The sequence below is a fragment of the Lederbergia citrisecunda genome (assembly GCF_018343695.1).
GTDB classification, from domain to species: domain Bacteria; phylum Bacillota; class Bacilli; order Bacillales; family Bacillaceae_C; genus Lederbergia; species Lederbergia citrisecunda.
Genome location: NZ_JAGYPJ010000001.1, coordinates 3,957,798 through 3,975,948, shown reverse-complemented (window position 1 = coordinate 3,975,948; position 18,151 = coordinate 3,957,798). Strand labels below are relative to the sequence as shown.

Here is an 18,151-nt window from a genome sequence, read left to right as displayed (position 1 = left end):
CAAAACTTTTTAGTTAATAGAATTCTTCTCTTTCTCTCTAATCCCTTTTATGATTTGCTCTACAATTATTTCAGGCGGTAAAGTGCCATCCAGTATGATATCTGAATTAGGCTTTACGGACATATCCATTTCTAAATATGCTGGCCTTCCACGTAATAAATAATGAGATACATCACGTTGAATATTCTCTAGTGTACTATCTGAAAAGTCCCGAATCATTCTTCTTGCCATGGCTATATCCAATGGAGTATCAATAAAAATCGCTAGGTCTATTAAATCACTCATACTGCTGTTTAAGTATGCAAATGGATAGTCAAGAATAATATAATGAACGTCATGGTCATTCAGTATGGAATGAATGTCAGAGATGAACGGCGCTAAGTTCCATTCGTTATAATCAGCTCCATCTTCCACCCATTTGCAAATATCAGCTGGACTTTCCTCGAATTCATAATCATCGAAATGTAGAGCCCTAGAGTTATCTAGTCTTTTCTTTAATTGATTCGTTATGGTCGTCTTTCCACCGCCTGAAACAGCCGCAACGGATATAATCATTGGTTTTCGACTCACCTTCATCGCTCCCTTCCCTATAAAAAAAGCGAGTCTCTTTGTTGTGAGAATCTCGCTTTTTGCAAATCTAATATTATAGTAAAGCTTAATATTCCAAGCCCCATTGTTTCCGTAATGTATCCATTGTTTCCATAATGTCGTAAGTTTCATCCAATGGCATGATGGAGCTTTCAATTTTACCTTCACGTAAGCATTTCATCGCTTCCTCGGCTTCGTAAATATAACCATTTAACTCACGATCATCTTTGAATGCTTCCACATCTGAACCAGGACGATGTAAATAAGCTCCTTCTCCAAACAAGAAATTCGGTAAATGAATATATCCTTCCGTACCGTAAATAAATGCATCGTTGGATAGATTTAAACGGACGCCTGCATTCAACATGGCTGTTTTTCCATTTCCGTATTCAAATAGAGCTGAAAACCACTCATCCACACCAGTTTCTCCAATTTGTGCACTACTTTTAATGTTGGTAGGCTGCGTTCCAAAAATCAATGAAGCAAAAGAAATAGGATAAATACCCGCATCAAGCATTGCCCCACCGCCTAACTTCTTATCAAGCAAGCGGCTATTAGGCGCCCAACCAACGTTAAAGCCAAAATTGGAAGTCAGCATGTTCACTTCACCGATTTTACCTTCCTTAATCCAATTCATCGCTTTAACAACTGCAGGTAAATAACGTGTCCACATCGCTTCCATCAAAAATGTATTATTTTCTCTAGCTACCTTAATTAATTCTTCAGCCTCTTCTGCATTCATCGTAAATGGTTTTTCGCACAATACCGCTTTACCTGCATTTAAGCATTGCAGTACACATTCTTTATGCTGAGGATGAAGAGTTCCTATGTATACAATCTCTAATTCTGGATCTTGAACAAACTCATCATAACTATTATAGGATTTTGGAATATTGAATTCGCTTGCAAACGCAGCCGCTTTCCCTTCAGTTCTAGAAGCAACCGCGACAAGCTCTGCATTTTCTGATTGTACCAAATCAGAAGCAAATTTACGGGATATATTACCAGGACCCATAATTCCCCATTTGATTTTACGATCTGACATGTTTGTTTCCCCTTTCCAGTAATATGTATTTTCTAAATTATAACTCAACTTTCTAGTAATTGCCTTATTTTAGCTATATGACTTTTCGAAAGAATATCAAAGCGGGTGCTATGTAGTAGAGTGGTTTCAATGACAGGGTGTTTTCTATTTAATCAAACGTTTGGTTAAGGACCAGAGCTTCACTTAATCAATCGTTTGATTAAAACATCGGTTTGCATTTTTATTTCAATCAAACGTTTGATTAAAACATCCGGCCATCTATTCATTTCATTCAATCGTTTGTTTAATGGCTGAATGATTAAGTAAGAGTCATCCATCAGAAGCAAAAAATTTACACGAATAAAAAGCCCTCATCCGAGAGTTGAGACAGCTTATGCAAGAATTGAAACTGTTTATACGAGAGTTAATATCTGTTATAGGAGAGTAATAAGATTAAAAGTACGTTTATCTTAACTTAAATGGTCGCCCCATTTTTCCTGTAAAAGTTGTATTTCCTTTTCATGAGGTATTTCTTCTTTAGGTGTCTCCAATATAAATGGAATGTTTGCGAACTGTGGAGATTTAACCAATTGATCAAATTGCGTTTCTCTTATGTAACCTGGACCAAAAATAGGGGCATGCCGATCTTTCCCTAGACGGGTGTCATATTTAGAATTATTAAAATGAACAACCTTTAATTCATCTAAATATCCGAGCTCGGTCCCTTTTTCTAATAAAATACCCACGTTTTCACCATCCCATAAACCGCAGGAAAAAGCGTGACACGTATCAAAACAAAATCCAATTTTTTCAGGAGCTTCACATAATTTTCGAACCTGAACAAGTTCCTCTAAAGTTGTCCCAAATGTTCCAGGCAATCCTGGATTATTTTCTAATAATATTTTTGCATTTCCTTCCCACTCACTGAGAATTTCATTTAGCATTTCAATGATTAATTGATAACTTTCTAAGAGTGGAAGATGACTAACCTCCTTACCAAAATGAACGACAACCCCAATTGAACCACAAGCTTCGGATATTTCTAGGTCATTTAACAGAGATTGAATGACTTGATTTCGCTTTTGCTCATTAATGGGAGTTAAACTAGTAGGATAAGGAGAGTGACTAACAGACAAGATAGACTTTTCTTTGCAAAATGCCTTACACAAAGCAGCGTCATGATGATTGAAGTCTTTTACTGATAAACTACGGGGATTTTTTGGGAAGTATTGAAAAGCACCAGCATTCATTGAATATGCCTGCTTTGCAGCTCCTAAATAACCATCTTTTATAGAAAGGTGACAACCAAATATCATGGGACATTCTCCTTAGTACTGACAGTTTTCACAGAAATACGTTTTTCTAGAGGAAATCTCTGTTTTCACAATGGACTCACCGCAACGATAACACGGCTTTCCTTCACGATCATGAACATACATCATATTTATATAACCACCAGTTTTGTAATCCCCATGAAAAAAAGGCTCGCTCATATAACCTCCAGTTTGTATCGCTTTTTGAAGAATAAATTTAATTGAGTTATATAAATGAACGATGTTATCGTGTTCCAATTTATGTATTTTTCTTTCAGGCAAAAGTTGTGCCTGCCAGAGAATTTCATCTGAATAGCGATTTCCAATTCCTGCAATACATTCTTGATTAAGTAACGTTGTTTTTAAATTGCCTCTTCTCCCTCTCAATGCAGCAAGAATAGTGTCCAATGAAAAACTCGGATCCAGCGGCTCTGGTCCAATTTTCTGAAGCTCTTTTTCAAGTAATTCTGGTGTTAGTAAATGCAAGTATCCTAATCGCAATCCAATGAAATAAAGGTTGTAATCTCCAAAGGATAACTGTATTTGCACGGTTCTATCTGGTTTATCTTCCTTCTTTCCATAAAACATCCACCCTCCTAGCATAAGATGCAATAGTAAACAGGAGCCATTTTGAAGCTGAAAGATTAAATATTTGGCCCTTCTAGTAATCGATTGGATCTTCTGATTAACTACACTCCGGGTAAAATCATCCGCAGGAATATTAATTGATTTTTCGCGATTAATGACAACATCTGTAATCGTTTGACCCCCAATTTTTTGTTGGAGCAATGATTTGTACGTTTCCATTTCCGGCAGTTCAGGCATGGACTTTCCTCCAAAAAGTGAGTTCTATTAACGTTCAGGAGGGTCCTATTCTCGTTCAGACGGCTTCTATTTCCGTTCGAACAGGTTTTATTGTCGTTTAACTGAGTTCTATTGACGTTCGAGCATCCTATTCCCGTTCGGAAGAGTTCTATTCCCGTTCAGGCAGCTTCTATTTCCGTTCGAACAGATTCTATTGACGTTCGAGCATCCTATTCCCGTTCGGAAGAGTTCTATTCCCGTTCAGGCAGCTTCTATTTCCGTTCGGGAGGGTTCTATTCTCGTTCAGGCAGCTTCTATTACCCTTCGAACAGGTTTTTATGACGTTTATCTGAGTTCTATTGACGTTCGAGCGGAGTTAATGACTATAAGCACATTATTCCTCAAATGGGGAAAATCATTACAAAATAGTAGTTAAGCAGGAATAGATTTGGAATTGGTAAAATTATTAAGGCTAATTTTTTTTCGAGGGCTTGAAAGGAGTTATTGAAATTTTCCTTTTATCGGTCAAAATTGGTTATTGTCTATAAAGTCTTAAAAATTAATCAAACGTTTAGTTAAGAATTTTTTTGTTCTTCTTAATGTTTATTAAACGTTTGATTAACATTTCTATTCGATTAAAGCTCGCTATATCGAGGTTTTATTGCAACAAACACGGCAAGCCAATAGTCTCTCCATATGCAATCAACATCAACGAACCCAGCTTCATGTAAATAATTTAGGTATTGGGTGGTAGATTCACATTTATTGCCTTCTGACTGCTGCTTTGCTTTATCTGATATTATAAAATTCTCTATCTTGTCTTCAGCATTTATGTCTTCGCCTGAAGAAGCAAGTTTTATCCTAGCTCTTTTATTACCAATAAGTTTTTCAACTAAAGGTGAGCTTCCTGCCATATGATCAGCAAAAACAAAAGAGCCTCCGTCATCTAATACATTATAAATCTCCTTAAACAAAACCCTTTTATCATCGGCATGATGAAGGGCCATGGAACTAGTAACTGCCTCTACCTTATTTTCCATGTATTTCTCGGACCAATTTTTCCTTGTAAAATCTAAGGTTGTAAATACTAGATTAGTTGAGTCACTTTCTAGTTCATTTCTAGCAATATCCAACATTGCTTCAGCGCCGTCAGTCACTAATATTTCATTAAAGTGCTCTGTGTTTATAAGCTTTTTTGTGAATAATCCCGAGCCTGCACCCAGCTCTAATATGGTTGTACCTTTGGGAGTTAAATCTAATAATAAGCTAAGAGCTACATCCAGCATTTCTTCTTTACGTTTTGGGTCGAATCCTTTTTTTGTATTATAATCAGCGGCTCTTTCAAGCTTATTGTACGACTGGATACTGATATGTTCAGACATTTTCATCACTCCAAAATATATTAATAGAAAGTGAATTGGATTGCCCACCTTATATTATTTCATGGAACATGCGATAAATAACTTCTCTTTCTATCTCTACAAATGTTTGTGCAATTCCTCAGGCTGATTCGTAATCGTTCTACAACTATCTATGCAATTCTGCTGAAATTTTCAATCTCTATTTACTTAATTATCACTGGCTATGATCCACAATATAATCGACTTCACTATTATCAGGCGTTTCAAATTCCTTTTCAAATCGGGATATCATATTTCCATCGATATAATAGCTTTTAACATTATTCTCTTTTACCTCCTGATTTCTTTTTTCGATATTCCGTTTCCAGGTTGCGTCGTCAATATGGATAAAATGAATTTCAGTTTTAATTTGTTTTTCGTTAAAATACTTCCTAATATCATCGCGTTCAGATTTATACCAAAAGCCGAAGTCGAGAATAACATTTGTCCCCGTTTCTACAGTTTGCTCGGCTAATCCATATAAATATTCTTTGCATTTATTTAAAATAGCATTATGATTACTTCCTAGTTGTTCGTCATACAAAGTTAGCATCAAATCATCGCATGATAATACTACTGCATTGTACTTTTCTTTTACTTTTTTCGTATAAGTGCTTTTTCCACTACAAACTTTCCCACAAATCATTATAATTGTTCCCACATTATCACCTTGTTCTATGCTAACGATTATTTTTAAATTACTATTATACAAGAGTCTTATTACGAATCGAGGGGCCTTAGACGAAAGACTTGAAACTAATCAAACGATTAATTAAGACTTATGGTTCGCTCTTTTTAATTTAATTAAACGTTTGATTAAAATTTCCCACACGATTAATCCGTACTATATCGCTTTTTTCCAACAAATACAGCAAGCTCCTTAAAAAGATTTAATATATGATAATAGCCTTCAGTAGATTTCTATCGGGTATATGACAAAACAACTCTCCTTTCAACCTGTGAGAGAAAAAATAAACTATAATTTCCGGCACTTAACAATAAGTGTAGTTGGAATCGCCTTTGCCTTTTCATATGTGTACCATCTTTTTTCATGTCTCTGGGCGTCTTCCTCTGACCAACGAGCGTCCTCGATCACTCTCTCAATTTGGAATCCATTATCAACTAATGCATTTATATATGTACTAACTCTAAACTGCTGCATAATTGCTGTGCTATTCCATGCTTCATGATCATAAGAACCTTCTTCGTGATATGATTTACCGAAAGTTAAAACTCCATCTTTATTTCCTATTCTGCTGTATAGTGGATGCTCCCAACTAAATATAAAAATACCACCTTTTTTCAAATAGCTATTAATATTTGCCAATGTTTTTTCTAGATTAGTAGTCCAGCCAATTGCAAAAATGGAGTACACAATATCGTAGTAATCATATGGTAAGCCTGGGTTTACCTCCATTGGTGACTCAAATAACCTAACGGGTTGCGCACTATTTTCAAGTAATGTAGTCGCTAATTCTATTTGTTTTTTTGATAAATCCAATCCCCATAATTCAGCTGCTTCTCTTTCCTTCATATATTGCAACGAATGCCCACTGCCACAACCGATATCTAAAACCTTTAAATTCTTAACGTCGCCAAATAAATTTAGTTCATCTTCACATGGTGCCATTGGTCCATATTCAGGAAGTGGATTCCTTCCAAAAAATCGTTCTGCTGCTTCATCCCAGCTTTGTTTATTTGTAGATAGAACATTCACCATACATTCCTCCATACTATATTTGCCGTCTTAAACTATTGAAGATTAACATCCTCTCAGCAATGAATCTAACTCATTATAGTTTTCAGATAGCCAAAGCATTTCCTTTTTAAAACGGTTTGGCGGTCCAGTAAATTGATCCATATCGATTTTAATCCACCAAGTACTTTCCAAATACCACAAAAACCTTAATGAACTGATAAGCGACTGAGAATCTATTGAAATATGTTCGCTATAGCCATTTTTAAAAGCTTCAACTGTATCAAGCTTCAGACAATTTTCATGTAAGGCACAAGATATGATAGCTCTAGCAATATCTAGTTGGGGGTAGTCATAATTTAATCTGTCAAAATCTAGTATTGCACCTAGACGATTTTTTTCAAACAGTAGATTATCTACCCACAAATCCCTATGAGCCCAACCTGCTTTAATCAATGCAAATTCATCGATAGAAAGTTCTTTTGTTAGTTGATATTGTCTTTCCATAATAGGTACTAAATGCTCCAGCGAGGAATTATCAATATTTCCCAAAACCGAATTCCAGTACTCCAGTCTATCCTCTCGACTAGGTGGGATGAAATTAGTTAATTTCTTTTTCATAAGTGTGCCGTCATTTAACACCCGGTGCATCATCCCAGTAAATCGACCTAAATCATACATTTGATTGGTATTCAGCATTCCTGCAGGAAACACTTGACCATGACAAAACTCCATTACGATAAAAAGTTCACCGTTATCTGTTTCGAACATGACATTACCTTGATAAGAAAGCAGCCTTGGACATGGAAATCCTTGCTTATGTAATCTTTGTTGTTGTGAAAATGCTAGTAATAATACTTCCAGGTTGTAATGCTTAAATCGCTCTTTATTGTATTGTTTTACTAAAAAAACACCTTCTGACGTCGTTATTTTCCACTTTAGATTAAGCCAGCCTCTTTTTATTGGCATAACCTCAAAGACTTGAAAACCGAATAAGCTTTTACATTTTTTAATGATATCGTTTAGTATCGTTGTTTCTTCAGATTCAATCACAGCCATACATATTTCACTCCAAACCCAGCAGGTTGTATCTTAATGTACACTTATTCTGCATTTCTACTAAAAAACCTTTTAAAAAGAAGAGTCTTATAAAATTAACACATACCCCCTCCTTAAAACCTGCATAAAAAAATGATCCTTCATAACGAAGAATCATACATAATAGACGCACATAATAATGTTCCTGCACTAGCAAATGGCTTTTCATATAAACAATGCTTACTACAATCCCACCTTTTTCTTAATTTCTTTTAAAAACGGAGCTGCAACAGCTCTCGCTTTTTCCGCCCCCTTTAGCAGAATGTCATCCAAAACCTCAGGTGAAGCCATTAATTCGTTATACTTTTCTCGAGGCTGTTCTAAATAACTATTCATGACACGAAATAATTCTTGTTTTACCTCTCCCCACCCAATTCCCTTTTCATATTGCATTCTCAATTCCTCAATTTCCTTCAGTGCAGCAAACTCTTGATAGAGAGAAAATAAGATAGAAGAATCAGGGTCTTTTGGTGCTTCTGGCGGTAACGAATCCGTTTTAATTTTATTAATGAGCTTTTTTAATTTCTTTTCATCTTCAAAAAGCGGAATCGTATTATTATAGCTTTTACTCATTTTTCGTCCGTCCAGCCCAGGCAATACTGCTGTGTCTTCTTGAATTTGATATTCCGGCAGTAAAAAAGTTTCTCCGTATACATTGTTAAAGCTCTCCGCGATATCACGGGCGATTTCTACATGCTGAACTTGATCTTTTCCAACTGGGACAATATTTGTTTTAAACAGTAATATGTCCGCTGCCATTAATATTGGATAAGTGAAAATTCCCATGTTGACGCCGAAGTCTACATCCTTATCCGCTTGTTTATTGTTTTCTACTATCGCTTTATATGCATGTGCCCGATTCATCAATCCTTTAGGAGAAAAACATGCCAAAATCCAAGTTAACTCGAATATCTCAGGTACATCGGATTGTCTATAAAAGATAGCTTTTTCCGGATCGAGCCCTAATGCAAGCCATGTTGCGGCGATTCCATAAGATAGCTGTCGAAATTCATAAGCATCATGAATTTTTGTCAAACCATGATAATCTGCAATGAAATAAGCCGCTTGATAATCTTCCACCTTTGCCAATTCCAGGGCTGGCTTGATTGCTCCAATATAATTTCCTAAATGTATTTTCCCAGTTGGCTTTATACCTGTTAAAATCGTCTTTTTCATGATATTCCTCCAAACTTTTTATTAAATACAAAAAGGGCTACCCGCCTAAAAAGGACGAGTAACCCGTGGTGCCACCTTCATTCGTTTACAACGTAAACGCACTTATTCCGTACGGAAACGATAAACCGTTTCGATACGTTGTCTTTTTTAACGGTAAGACATTCCGCTAGACATACTGCTAATTCAATCTAGATGCTCAGAAGCCCATTCACCCATAATTCCGCACTGATTCCCACCAACCATCAGCTCTCTAAAGCGTTCATATAGATTACTCTTCTTCTTCATCGCTTACGAATATATTACGTAGTATTTTATAATATGAAATAATAAATAACAAGACCTGATATTATATTGTCAGGTACTTACTGGAGGTGATGAAAATGAATTATATAGAGGCTTTACAAGCATATATCGACGCTACAAATTCTCATGATTTTAATAATGTAAAAGATTTATTGCATCCAAACGCTGTTTATTGGTTTACGGACCAATCGTGTACATCATTGGAAGAAATAGAACGCTATTTTAACAATGCATGGGACACGATTAAAAATGAAGTATACTCTGCAAAGGATGTGCAATGGCTCACAGTGAGTGACACATCTGCGGCCTGTATATATACATATCATTACGAAGGTTACTACAAAGGAAAATTTATATCCGGCAGTGGAAGAGCTACAAATGTGTTTACTTTTGCAGATCATAAGTGGAAACTGATTCATGAACATCTAAGCAGTCCAGTTGAATAAGTGTAAGGCAGTCGACTTTCTAATGTTTATGGACGCGAAGATACCGTTCAATCCGAACAAATGGCGGAAATTGCGGAGGAAGCAGCTGATTTAACGGAATAACTATGAATACCCAAAATCAATTAAAATTGATAAGCTCCCTTAGTTTAGGGGAGCTTTCATCGTTTATTTTCTTTTCGAACGCATTCCTTTTTGCTTCGTTATATCTTCGCGATCAAATAATTGTTGATAGGCATCACTTTCGGCATCATATATGGCCACTTTTCCTTCCTCATTATAATGGATTCCCCATCCATAAGTTTTTACTAAAGGAGAGGCTCTGAAGCACGCCTTCGGTTTTGAAAAAAATTGCTCCCGTAGCTCATCTACATTAACTTCCTCAATTTGATTCTTAATTAAGTAGGTTTTAAACTGTACATCGTCTTGAGTATATTTATAAGGATTATTCTTGATCAAATCATACCCAATGGAAGCAATCGTAGGTTTATCATTTTTAGCGACAGGTACTTTTGCAGATGTAACCTTTGAATCTGCTGAAATCGTAATGAGAGTATTTTTGTAACTCAAAATTAAACCCCTCCTTAATCCAACACATTATCCGGATCAACCAAGCTAGAGAAAATCCACGTTTTCCCTTCATCTTCGGATGTAAATTTTGCCAGAACATTACCTCCGAGATAATCTCCATCCGGCCCTTGATTAACTAATAAAGTTCCGTGACCATCCTTAAAAACAGGCACTTCCGCAACTGTAAATATACCTTTATACTCATCTGGGATCGGAACTTCTACTTCATCCCAATTACTTCCTCCATCATCCGTACGAAAAAGCCATGGTCTTGGCGGTTCATCCATTGTGTTATAGGATCCAAATGAAATGAAGCCCAGCTTATCATTTATAAAGCCTCCACTCGTAACTAGTGAGTATATCTCATCAACAGATCCCGCAGTTTCCCAAGTACTTCCGCCATCATTTGTTTTCATCACAAAGTTCGCTTCACTGGACATCGTTCGATCACATGTAAAAATGAGATAACCATCCATTTCCGAGGTAAAACCTACGAATCTTTGGCGAACGGACGGTAATTGATCTTTTATCAATACTTTGTCCCATGTTTTTCCTTTATCAGTTGTCATTAATAGGAGCAGTTCTTGATTTGAAAATAGCGCAAAAACGGTTTTCTTGGGATTAATAATATAGCTGCCGTCTATTAAATATTTTTTGGAGCCGCTATAATCTCCCCCGAATAATTCTTCTATTGTAGCTGGTACTTTTACCCAAATTTTTCCGTTATCGTATGTTATTTTTAAAATCTCATTTGCAATTTCGTATCGAAAGTCTTCGTTTGATCCTATTCCGGCTTCATTTTGGTAGCTTTCCTTATCTTGTACAGGAGGGAGGCCAATCAAACTGTCATTTGAATTCTCAAAGCTTTCCAACGTGTATGACTGCTCTGCATCCTTTCTTATCCTCAATTTCCAGACAATATTATCAACAAGACCCTCATCATTTTCCCCACCATAACTAGTTTGTACGCCTTCGCCTAGCTCAACTTGATAAACAACCGCCACGACGAATTTATCTTCGTCTCCCTCTAACAAATGGAATCTTTTAAAATAAGCATTCTTAATCAACCCGTCATCTTTAAAGGATTGCATTAAATCAAACCACAAACGATAAGCAATGGTCTCAGGTTTTATATCCTCTTCACTTACCGTTATTGAAAGTGGTAATTTCTTATTAATTGCTTTTTCGTTAAATTCGTCGTTCGGTATATTTCCGATAATCTCTTTTTCACTTTTTGGATAAAAAAACATCAAACAAACTACTGCTATCAGGAAAATAATAATGACGATTCCTAAGCGATTCTGTGTGAGTTTCATAGTTTAGCCTCATTGTGGTGTACATCATATTCTTTTAAATCCATTAAATGAGTTGAATTCGGGTATTTATCGCTTTTTATAAACCCAAATGAAGTGTAAAATGCATCTGCTTGTGGCGTACTGTTTAACACCATTATTTGAAAATGATTCATTGCTTTGGAAATTAACGTTTCTAATAAGAGCTTACCTATCCCCTTTCGGCGATAATCTTTGGCTACATAAAATCTCCTTACTCGACCAATACGTGCATCGTCGGAAAAAGGATTGATGTTAATTCCCCCAACAGCAATCAGCATACCATCCTGATCATATACACCATATAAAGCTTCACCAGGCTTGTTGAAAGTATTGGACCCGTCTTTATAATCGTTTACTAATTTTTGAATAAAACGAAAACCAGCTTTTTGGCTTTCATCAACCAACGGGTGTATACTCTCATCCATTAAGTTTTTTATTCGTTTGACTTCATACCCCTTCATCCCTTACCTCCTCACATCGGAAATCCACACTTCTATGATTTATAGAAGATATCAACATGTCCGTTTCTGTTTCCAATGACCATCGTATCTGCCATATTAACAAAAAGCCCATTTTCCACTACACCGGGAATCATATTTAATGTCTGGTTTAGTTTATTAGCATCAAGAATTTCTCCAAAATGACAATCTAATATATAGTTCCCATTATCCGTAATAAAAGGAATATTGTCTTTAAGTCGCAATGCAGGTTCGCAACCTAAAGCACTAATCTGTCTTCTTGTCATTTCCCAACCAAATTGAGTGATTTCAACAGGTAGAGGAAACTTACCTAAATTCGGTACATATTTCGTCTCGTCCATCACTACTACCATGCGTTTCGAAATAGATGCGACCATCTTTTCTCGTAATAAGGCTCCTCCACCACCTTTTATGAGCTCAAATTCCTCATTGGCTTCATCCGCTCCATCTATCGTCAAATCTATTTGATTAATGGAAGACAGACCTACTAGAGGTATACCTAATTCATTAGCAAGTTGTTCGGTTTGTATTGAAGTGGGAACTCCTTTAATTCTGAGCCCCTGTTTTACAAGTCCACCTATTTTTAAAATTGCCCAATAAACCGTTGAGCCTGTTCCGAGACCTACTATCATGTCATTTTTGACAAATTCAATGGCTTTTTCTCCTGCTAGCTTTTTTGCATCCATATTAACACTCCAAGCGAAATTTTATGAGTTGTATTAAAGCGGAACTACCATTGTTTATTTGTACTACTCCGATAAAATCAACTTTCTTAATTTGCTCGTCATTTGTGGGGAAGTATGATAAATATAATCGTCCATCATATACATGAAGGTACTTTTTTCCTTTTCCTTACCCAACCACAAATGCAGGGCATGAACGGGTAAGCCCCCTTCTTTCGATTTATATTCAACCATTACATCATACTCCGGTTCTAAAACATTAACCTTTCCAGGCTCCTTAACTGCTGTTTTAATCGCCTTTTCAAAAATATCCAAAGACTGCTTATCTTTGAAGGATATCAAAATGTCTTCATTCATCTCTCCGATTCCCTTTGATTTTGCTATATGAATGACCGCTATTTTTTCATCTAAAAGAGACATTGTTTCCGTAGGACGAAATTGGCAGCCTACTAACAGTAGCAAACATAAAATAGATGCTACCCACATTAATACTTTCAAGAAGCTCCTCCTAGTAAAATTGATAATGTATGGACTTTCATTTTATCCAGATGAACTAGACGAATCTACAAGATTCATCAGCATATTCTTAACATCTCCAACATTATTAAAGCTGACAATTGGAACATTCCCGTCTTTCAAGATCTTTACAAATGTTTCTTCTGCTTTGTTCGCTGCGAGTGCGAAACTAGAGAGATTATCTGGATTGTAATAATCGATAAAATTCAAATCGGGGTTATGAATTCCAGTTTGTTCTTGAACATAATTAAGCTCAGCTTGAAGATTAGATGCCGCTAAAAAAACGCTTAATACATCTCCTTTTTCACAAGAATAGCGGATTTTATTCCAATGAGAGGATAGCTCTTCGTAAAGCCCAGTAAAATGAGACATAGATACAGGTAGTATAATCTCATTTTTTATCGTTTTGAAAAAAGCGTCAACACAATTAATTAAATCGAAACAAGCTTTTTGAGTTTGTTCGTCATCCTTCACAGCAACTACTTTTTGGAAGGTTTCAATAAATCCTTCTGGTAATCGATTTAGCGTAGAAAGTTCTTTAAGCATTTGCTTTCCACCGAAGTGAAGAAAGGTATGGTTCAAAAGACAAAGTGTATCACTTATTTCAAAAAGTATCTCACCGGCCGCTGAAAGATTATTACTGAGACATAGCTCAGCATAATATCGTTTAGCAGTTATAAGGTGTTGATTAGCTTTTTCAATAAGTTTCGGCGTGAGAGGTCCGTTTTGAATCTCTGCGATTTGTCTTTTTAATTTTTCATAGCGCTCCCTGTCCTCTTCTGAAGCATAGTAAACAAGGTGGGAATTTGCGAGTATAGACACTCTCATATCATCGAAATTTGCAAAGCTTTCAAGGCGTTCCCAATTTACACACCAAAGATCATTACCAGTGCCATTGAGAATAAATGTTGATGCAAGATTCCACCCACGCTCAGTTTTTGGAACAAAGATCATATCTAAATCAGAATTTTCATTTGCGGTACCATTAACAACTGATCCATAAATAAACAGTATGCTAACATCATTTGAATATTTAGCTTTAATTACATCCATTATTGATTCAAGTAGTTCATTATGGTGTTTTTCCATGTTAGCCCCCCTTACACTCTAAAGCCCATTTAATGGCTTTTTTGACCAATTCATCAACAATTACTTGTTTTTCCTCCTGATACTTGTAATGATCTTCAGGAAACTGCTTTGCTAATCTTCTTTTTAGATCCCCATAACTTGCGGCATCCTCTCGGTGTGCCATTAAATAATCTTTAAAATCTAAATGTGTTTTTATATTTACATGACCAACTTGATAGATATGTACGTGATGAGTTCTATGTTCTTGCCCCTTCGGAAAGTACCTCCTACCTGCTATGCCATTTTCACCTCTAGGCTCATAGCCTATATCTTGTAATTGCTCATTAAATGAATCCACTATTTTAATATCCTTAACAACGATTAAAATGTCTATAATTGGTTTGGCAAAACCAATTCCTGGTATAGACGTACTACCGATATGAAAAATATCAACTATTTTATCATTAAATATTTCCTTTAATATTTTTTCCTCACGTATATATAATATTGCCCAATCTTCGGTCCAGGGAAGTATCAAGGTTTTTCTCATAAAATCAATTCCCCCAAGAAATTCATTTACTTAAAAATCTACCGACTAAGCAAAAAGGCATTTCTGAATATTTCAGAAACACCATTTGGAAACTCGTTATTTTATTACTTACTCACTCCCCCGCCAAATGCAACGACATATCCATCTACATCTCTTATCGCAAATTCATTCCAATAAGGATCTTGATTTAAGCCGTATGCGATTTCGGCACCTTTTGTTTTAAATTCTTCAAACAATACATCTACCTCATTCGAATAAGCAAAGGCATCCCATTGTGGTCCACCCTTAAGGAACGAAAAAGGACGAACGTCTTCTGGATTACTTGCTTCGTGCAAAATAAATGTTAATTGATCCCTTGTTACGTGGATATGTTTGATTTCTCCAATTCCAATTTCTTCATAATCAAATCCCAAATTTCTATAAAATTCAGAAGACCTTTTTATATCTTTTACTAAAAACACAATGGATGAACCGTTAATTTTTCCTAAACTCAACTTTATGCACACCCCTATCGGTATTTTCTAATACAAAATGTAAATTCTACAAATGTAACCTAATTCCTTTAAAAATTTTTCCATTTACAAATAAAATGACATATTATAATATTAGTTAGGTTAACTAACTATTATTCGAGGAGGATTTCCTTGTACTCTATTTTTTCTAAAATTAAATTACTATATAAGCCTTATACGCACCAGATACAAAAGGTGCTTGAGCCGCATGAGCTAACGGAATTGCAATGGGGCTTGCTTCGTTATTTACAAGAAGATGGACCTACTACGTTTTCTGAGATCGCCGAGTATTGGCAGGTAGAAAAACCTTCTGTTACACCAGTCGGCCAAAAACTTATGGACCTTGGTCTTATTGAAGTTCGTCCCGGAAAAGATAAACGGCAAAAAGTCATGCATATAACAGAGACAGGACAAATCAAATATAGAGAATGTAAAGCTTCGGTTGATTTGTATCAATCGAAATTATTGGAAGGAGTATCTGAACAACAAATAAAAGTTGTTAACGAAGTTTTAGAGCAACTAACTAACAACGTAAAGAAAAGAGGATAATATTGAATACAGAAAAATTATGGACGAAAGAATTTATCGCTGTTTCAACGATCAATTTTTTAGCAACATTGATGTTCTACCTATTAATGGTGACCATCGCGACCTATGCTAAAAATGAGTTTCATCTATCGACGAGTACAGCTGGTCTTGTATCAAGTATTTTCATTATCGGTTCACTACTTGGACGACTTGTGGCTGGCCGTTATATTAATGAAATTGGAACAAAAAAAGTGTTTTGGACCGGTTTGATTTTGCTTACAGTCGCTTCGATTTTTTACTTTGGTATTTTTAATACGACAACTTTACTCCTTAACCGTTTATTCCACGGTATTGCATTTGGTTTAATGGGAACAGCAGCCGGTACCATTATCGCGCAAATTTTACCGGTGAAACGTAGGGGCGAAGGGATTGGTTATTATAGTCTAAGCACTATATTAGCCACAGCAATTGGACCGTTTTTCGGTATTTTACTCATGAAGTTAGATAACGGTTTTACGATTATGTATATGATTAATGTCATTTTCTCTATTGGAAGTATGATCTTTTTAGCTCTTATGAAAATTAAAATTGCAGAGCCATCAAAAGAGAAGACAATTGTGGAAAAAGGGCCAATCCTTACGCGTTTTATCGAACCAAAAGCTGCTCCAATATCACTTGTGGCCCTAGTCATCGGCTTTAGCTATTCTGGCGTTATGTCATTCTTGTCTTTTTACGCAGAAGAAATCCACCTCGTAACAGCGGCAAGCTATTTCTTCCTAGTCTACGCTCTCGTCATTATTTTCACCCGTCCAATAACAGGTAAATTAATGGATACACGGGGAGCCAACATCATAGTATACCCGTGTTTCGCTACCTTTGCTGTTGGGATGTTTCTGTTTAGTGAAGCTTCAGCTGGATGGATGCTTTTAATGGCAAGTGCATGTATCGGTTTAGGCTACGGTAATTTTAACTCTATCGCACAAGCAATAGCGATAAAAGTAACAGAGCCTCACCGTTTCGGCTTAGCCACATCGACTTATTTCATTTTGTATGATTTAGGTCTCGGCTTAGGACCATATATTTTAGGTTTCATCGAACCTTATTCAGGTTACCGTGCCATTTTCTTTTCGATGGTGATTGTGATTCTACTTTGTTATCCGATGTATTATTTTGCTTATGGGAAAAGTGCTAAGTCTTTCCAATAGGCAATTTTTTGTTTGATGGCGTTTAACTTTATTTAAAAGTTAATGGAACTTTATGCTAATATATTGACATCGCTATTAAATAAAAGATAAACGGTGAAAAACTCCTATTATTAATTTTAGGGTTTTTCGAAATGGAGTGGGCGAATGTTTCCGATATTAGAAACAGAGAGGCTTAGATTGCGAGAGATTGTAAGTACGGACGCTCAAGCAATCTTTAATTGTTTTTCAAATAATGACGTAACCCGTTATTACGGACAAGATACTTTAACGAACCTAGAGCAAGCGGAACAGTTTGTTGAGTTTTTCGCAAAAAACTTCAAAGAAAAACGAGGGGTTCGATGGGGACTTGAATTAAGAGAAAAAGAGGGCCTTATCGGAACTATTGGGTTTAATGCTTGGTCTCCTAAGCACAAAAGAGCTGAGATAGGTTACGAACTGTATCCTTATTATTGGGGAAGAGGCTACGCAACAGAGGCTGTCTCAAAAGTTATATCATATGGTTTTAATGAACTTGATTTGGCGCGTATTGGGGCAGTTGTTTTTATTGAAAACAAACCTTCTAATGAATTGCTAATTAAGCTGGGCTTTGAAAAAGAAGGTATTTTGAGAAGCTATATGTATCAAAATGGTATCCCATATGATACGAACGTTTACTCGTTGTTAAAATCATATTAGATTAAGAGATTTTAAGATAAAACGCTCAGAAATAAAACCCTGGGCGTTTTTAATCTTATTAAGTGAACTAATATCATTTTTCATTTATTACATACTACTGTTGCCTGTTCATTTTATTTATTTATTAGACCTCTCCTTATAGAATATTGAAAACTCTTTTATAAACATCACAAAAATTTAGAAATC

22 protein-coding genes and 1 other annotated feature are annotated in these 18,151 nt (G+C 35.9%); of the genes, 4 read left to right on the top strand and 18 right to left on the bottom strand.

The annotated features are described in order from the left end of the window. Window positions 1-9: 9 nt before the first annotated feature. The 10 genes from KHA93_RS19530 to KHA93_RS19485 all read right to left on the bottom strand — a co-directional run bounded on the left by KHA93_RS19530 (window position 10) and on the right by KHA93_RS19485 (window position 9,099). A complete protein-coding gene (locus KHA93_RS19530; RefSeq protein ID WP_213112236.1) occupies window positions 10-570 on the bottom strand; it encodes a nucleoside/nucleotide kinase family protein in 561 nt (186 codons plus the stop codon). A gap of 85 nt (window positions 571-655) precedes the next feature. Next, window positions 656-1,633: a Gfo/Idh/MocA family protein gene (locus KHA93_RS19525; protein ID WP_213112235.1), complete on the bottom strand. Its 978-nt coding sequence runs from the start codon at window positions 1,631-1,633 to the stop codon at window positions 656-658. A 179-nt stretch (window positions 1,634-1,812) separates the two neighbouring features. Further along, window positions 1,813-1,950, bottom strand: a complete 138-nt coding sequence (locus tag KHA93_RS19520) for a hypothetical protein (protein ID WP_213112234.1) — start codon at window positions 1,948-1,950, stop codon at window positions 1,813-1,815. Between the two features lie 132 nt (window positions 1,951-2,082). Continuing rightward, window positions 2,083-2,928 carry a deoxyribonuclease IV gene (locus KHA93_RS19515; protein WP_213112233.1) on the bottom strand — a complete coding sequence of 282 codons (846 nt, stop codon included), beginning with the start codon at window positions 2,926-2,928 and terminating at the stop codon, window positions 2,083-2,085. Window positions 2,929-2,940: 12 nt separating this feature from the next. Then, complete coding sequence (gene mutM, locus KHA93_RS19510) at window positions 2,941-3,750, bottom strand: bifunctional DNA-formamidopyrimidine glycosylase/DNA-(apurinic or apyrimidinic site) lyase (protein ID WP_213112232.1); 810 nt, start codon at window positions 3,748-3,750, stop codon at window positions 2,941-2,943. A gap of 614 nt (window positions 3,751-4,364) precedes the next feature. Next, window positions 4,365-5,111, bottom strand: a complete 747-nt coding sequence (locus tag KHA93_RS19505) for a class I SAM-dependent methyltransferase (RefSeq protein ID WP_213112231.1) — start codon at window positions 5,109-5,111, stop codon at window positions 4,365-4,367. Between the two features lie 193 nt (window positions 5,112-5,304). After that, the gene (locus KHA93_RS19500; protein WP_213112230.1) at window positions 5,305-5,790 is read right to left on the bottom strand and encodes a P-loop nucleotide/nucleoside kinase family protein; all 486 of its coding nucleotides are present in this window, start codon (window positions 5,788-5,790) and stop codon (window positions 5,305-5,307) included. Between the two features lie 315 nt (window positions 5,791-6,105). Continuing rightward, on the bottom strand, window positions 6,106-6,849 hold the full coding sequence (locus KHA93_RS19495) for a class I SAM-dependent methyltransferase (RefSeq protein WP_213112229.1): 744 nt from the start codon (window positions 6,847-6,849) through the stop codon (window positions 6,106-6,108). A 42-nt stretch (window positions 6,850-6,891) separates the two neighbouring features. Then, a complete protein-coding gene (locus KHA93_RS19490) occupies window positions 6,892-7,884 on the bottom strand; it encodes a phosphotransferase (protein WP_213112228.1) in 993 nt (330 codons plus the stop codon). A gap of 222 nt (window positions 7,885-8,106) precedes the next feature. Continuing rightward, the gene (locus KHA93_RS19485) at window positions 8,107-9,099 is read right to left on the bottom strand and encodes a tryptophan--tRNA ligase (RefSeq protein ID WP_213112227.1); all 993 of its coding nucleotides are present in this window, start codon (window positions 9,097-9,099) and stop codon (window positions 8,107-8,109) included. Window positions 9,100-9,146: 47 nt separating this feature from the next. Then, window positions 9,147-9,393 (bottom strand) — a binding site (T-box leader). Window positions 9,394-9,479: 86 nt separating this feature from the next. Between KHA93_RS19485 and KHA93_RS19480 the strand changes: the two genes are divergently transcribed. Next, window positions 9,480-9,848 carry a YybH family protein gene (locus tag KHA93_RS19480; RefSeq protein WP_213112226.1) on the top strand — a complete coding sequence of 123 codons (369 nt, stop codon included), beginning with the start codon at window positions 9,480-9,482 and terminating at the stop codon, window positions 9,846-9,848. Window positions 9,849-10,013: 165 nt separating this feature from the next. On the opposite strand, the gene KHA93_RS19475 is transcribed toward KHA93_RS19480, so the two are convergent. The 8 genes from KHA93_RS19475 to KHA93_RS19440 form a co-directional block, all read right to left on the bottom strand. Beyond that, on the bottom strand, window positions 10,014-10,415 hold the full coding sequence (locus tag KHA93_RS19475; protein ID WP_213112225.1) for a DUF6157 family protein: 402 nt from the start codon (window positions 10,413-10,415) through the stop codon (window positions 10,014-10,016). 14 nt (window positions 10,416-10,429) lie between these two features. Then, window positions 10,430-11,731, bottom strand: coding sequence for a WD40/YVTN/BNR-like repeat-containing protein (locus tag KHA93_RS19470; RefSeq protein ID WP_213112224.1), 1,302 nt, complete (start codon window positions 11,729-11,731; stop codon window positions 10,430-10,432). Continuing rightward, window positions 11,728-12,210, bottom strand: a complete 483-nt coding sequence (locus KHA93_RS19465; protein WP_213112223.1) for a GNAT family N-acetyltransferase — start codon at window positions 12,208-12,210, stop codon at window positions 11,728-11,730. The genes KHA93_RS19470 and KHA93_RS19465 overlap by 4 nt, the downstream gene beginning before the upstream one ends. A 32-nt stretch (window positions 12,211-12,242) precedes the next feature. Then, window positions 12,243-12,914, bottom strand: a complete 672-nt coding sequence (gene rpiA, locus KHA93_RS19460) for a ribose-5-phosphate isomerase RpiA (protein ID WP_213112222.1) — start codon at window positions 12,912-12,914, stop codon at window positions 12,243-12,245. A 63-nt stretch (window positions 12,915-12,977) separates the two neighbouring features. Then, on the bottom strand, window positions 12,978-13,409 hold the full coding sequence (locus KHA93_RS19455; RefSeq protein WP_213112221.1) for a YhfM domain-containing protein: 432 nt from the start codon (window positions 13,407-13,409) through the stop codon (window positions 12,978-12,980). 42 nt (window positions 13,410-13,451) lie between these two features. Then, window positions 13,452-14,516, bottom strand: a complete 1,065-nt coding sequence (locus KHA93_RS19450) for a nucleotidyltransferase domain-containing protein (protein ID WP_213112220.1) — start codon at window positions 14,514-14,516, stop codon at window positions 13,452-13,454. A 1-nt stretch (window position 14,517) separates the two neighbouring features. After that, on the bottom strand, window positions 14,518-15,045 hold the full coding sequence (locus KHA93_RS19445; RefSeq protein ID WP_213112219.1) for a GrpB family protein: 528 nt from the start codon (window positions 15,043-15,045) through the stop codon (window positions 14,518-14,520). A 104-nt stretch (window positions 15,046-15,149) separates the two neighbouring features. Continuing rightward, the gene (locus KHA93_RS19440; RefSeq protein ID WP_213112218.1) at window positions 15,150-15,539 is read right to left on the bottom strand and encodes a VOC family protein; all 390 of its coding nucleotides are present in this window, start codon (window positions 15,537-15,539) and stop codon (window positions 15,150-15,152) included. Window positions 15,540-15,689: 150 nt separating this feature from the next. On the opposite strand from KHA93_RS19440, the gene KHA93_RS19435 reads away from it, so the two are divergent. The 3 genes from KHA93_RS19435 (at window position 15,690) to KHA93_RS19425 (ending at window position 17,965) form a co-directional block, all read left to right on the top strand. After that, window positions 15,690-16,106, top strand: coding sequence for a MarR family winged helix-turn-helix transcriptional regulator (locus KHA93_RS19435; protein ID WP_213112217.1), 417 nt, complete (start codon window positions 15,690-15,692; stop codon window positions 16,104-16,106). A gap of 2 nt (window positions 16,107-16,108) precedes the next feature. Further along, window positions 16,109-17,290, top strand: coding sequence for an MFS transporter (locus tag KHA93_RS19430; protein ID WP_213112216.1), 1,182 nt, complete (start codon window positions 16,109-16,111; stop codon window positions 17,288-17,290). A 144-nt stretch (window positions 17,291-17,434) separates the two neighbouring features. Next, window positions 17,435-17,965, top strand: a complete 531-nt coding sequence (locus KHA93_RS19425) for a GNAT family N-acetyltransferase (RefSeq protein WP_213112215.1) — start codon at window positions 17,435-17,437, stop codon at window positions 17,963-17,965. Window positions 17,966-18,151: the final 186 nt, after the last annotated feature.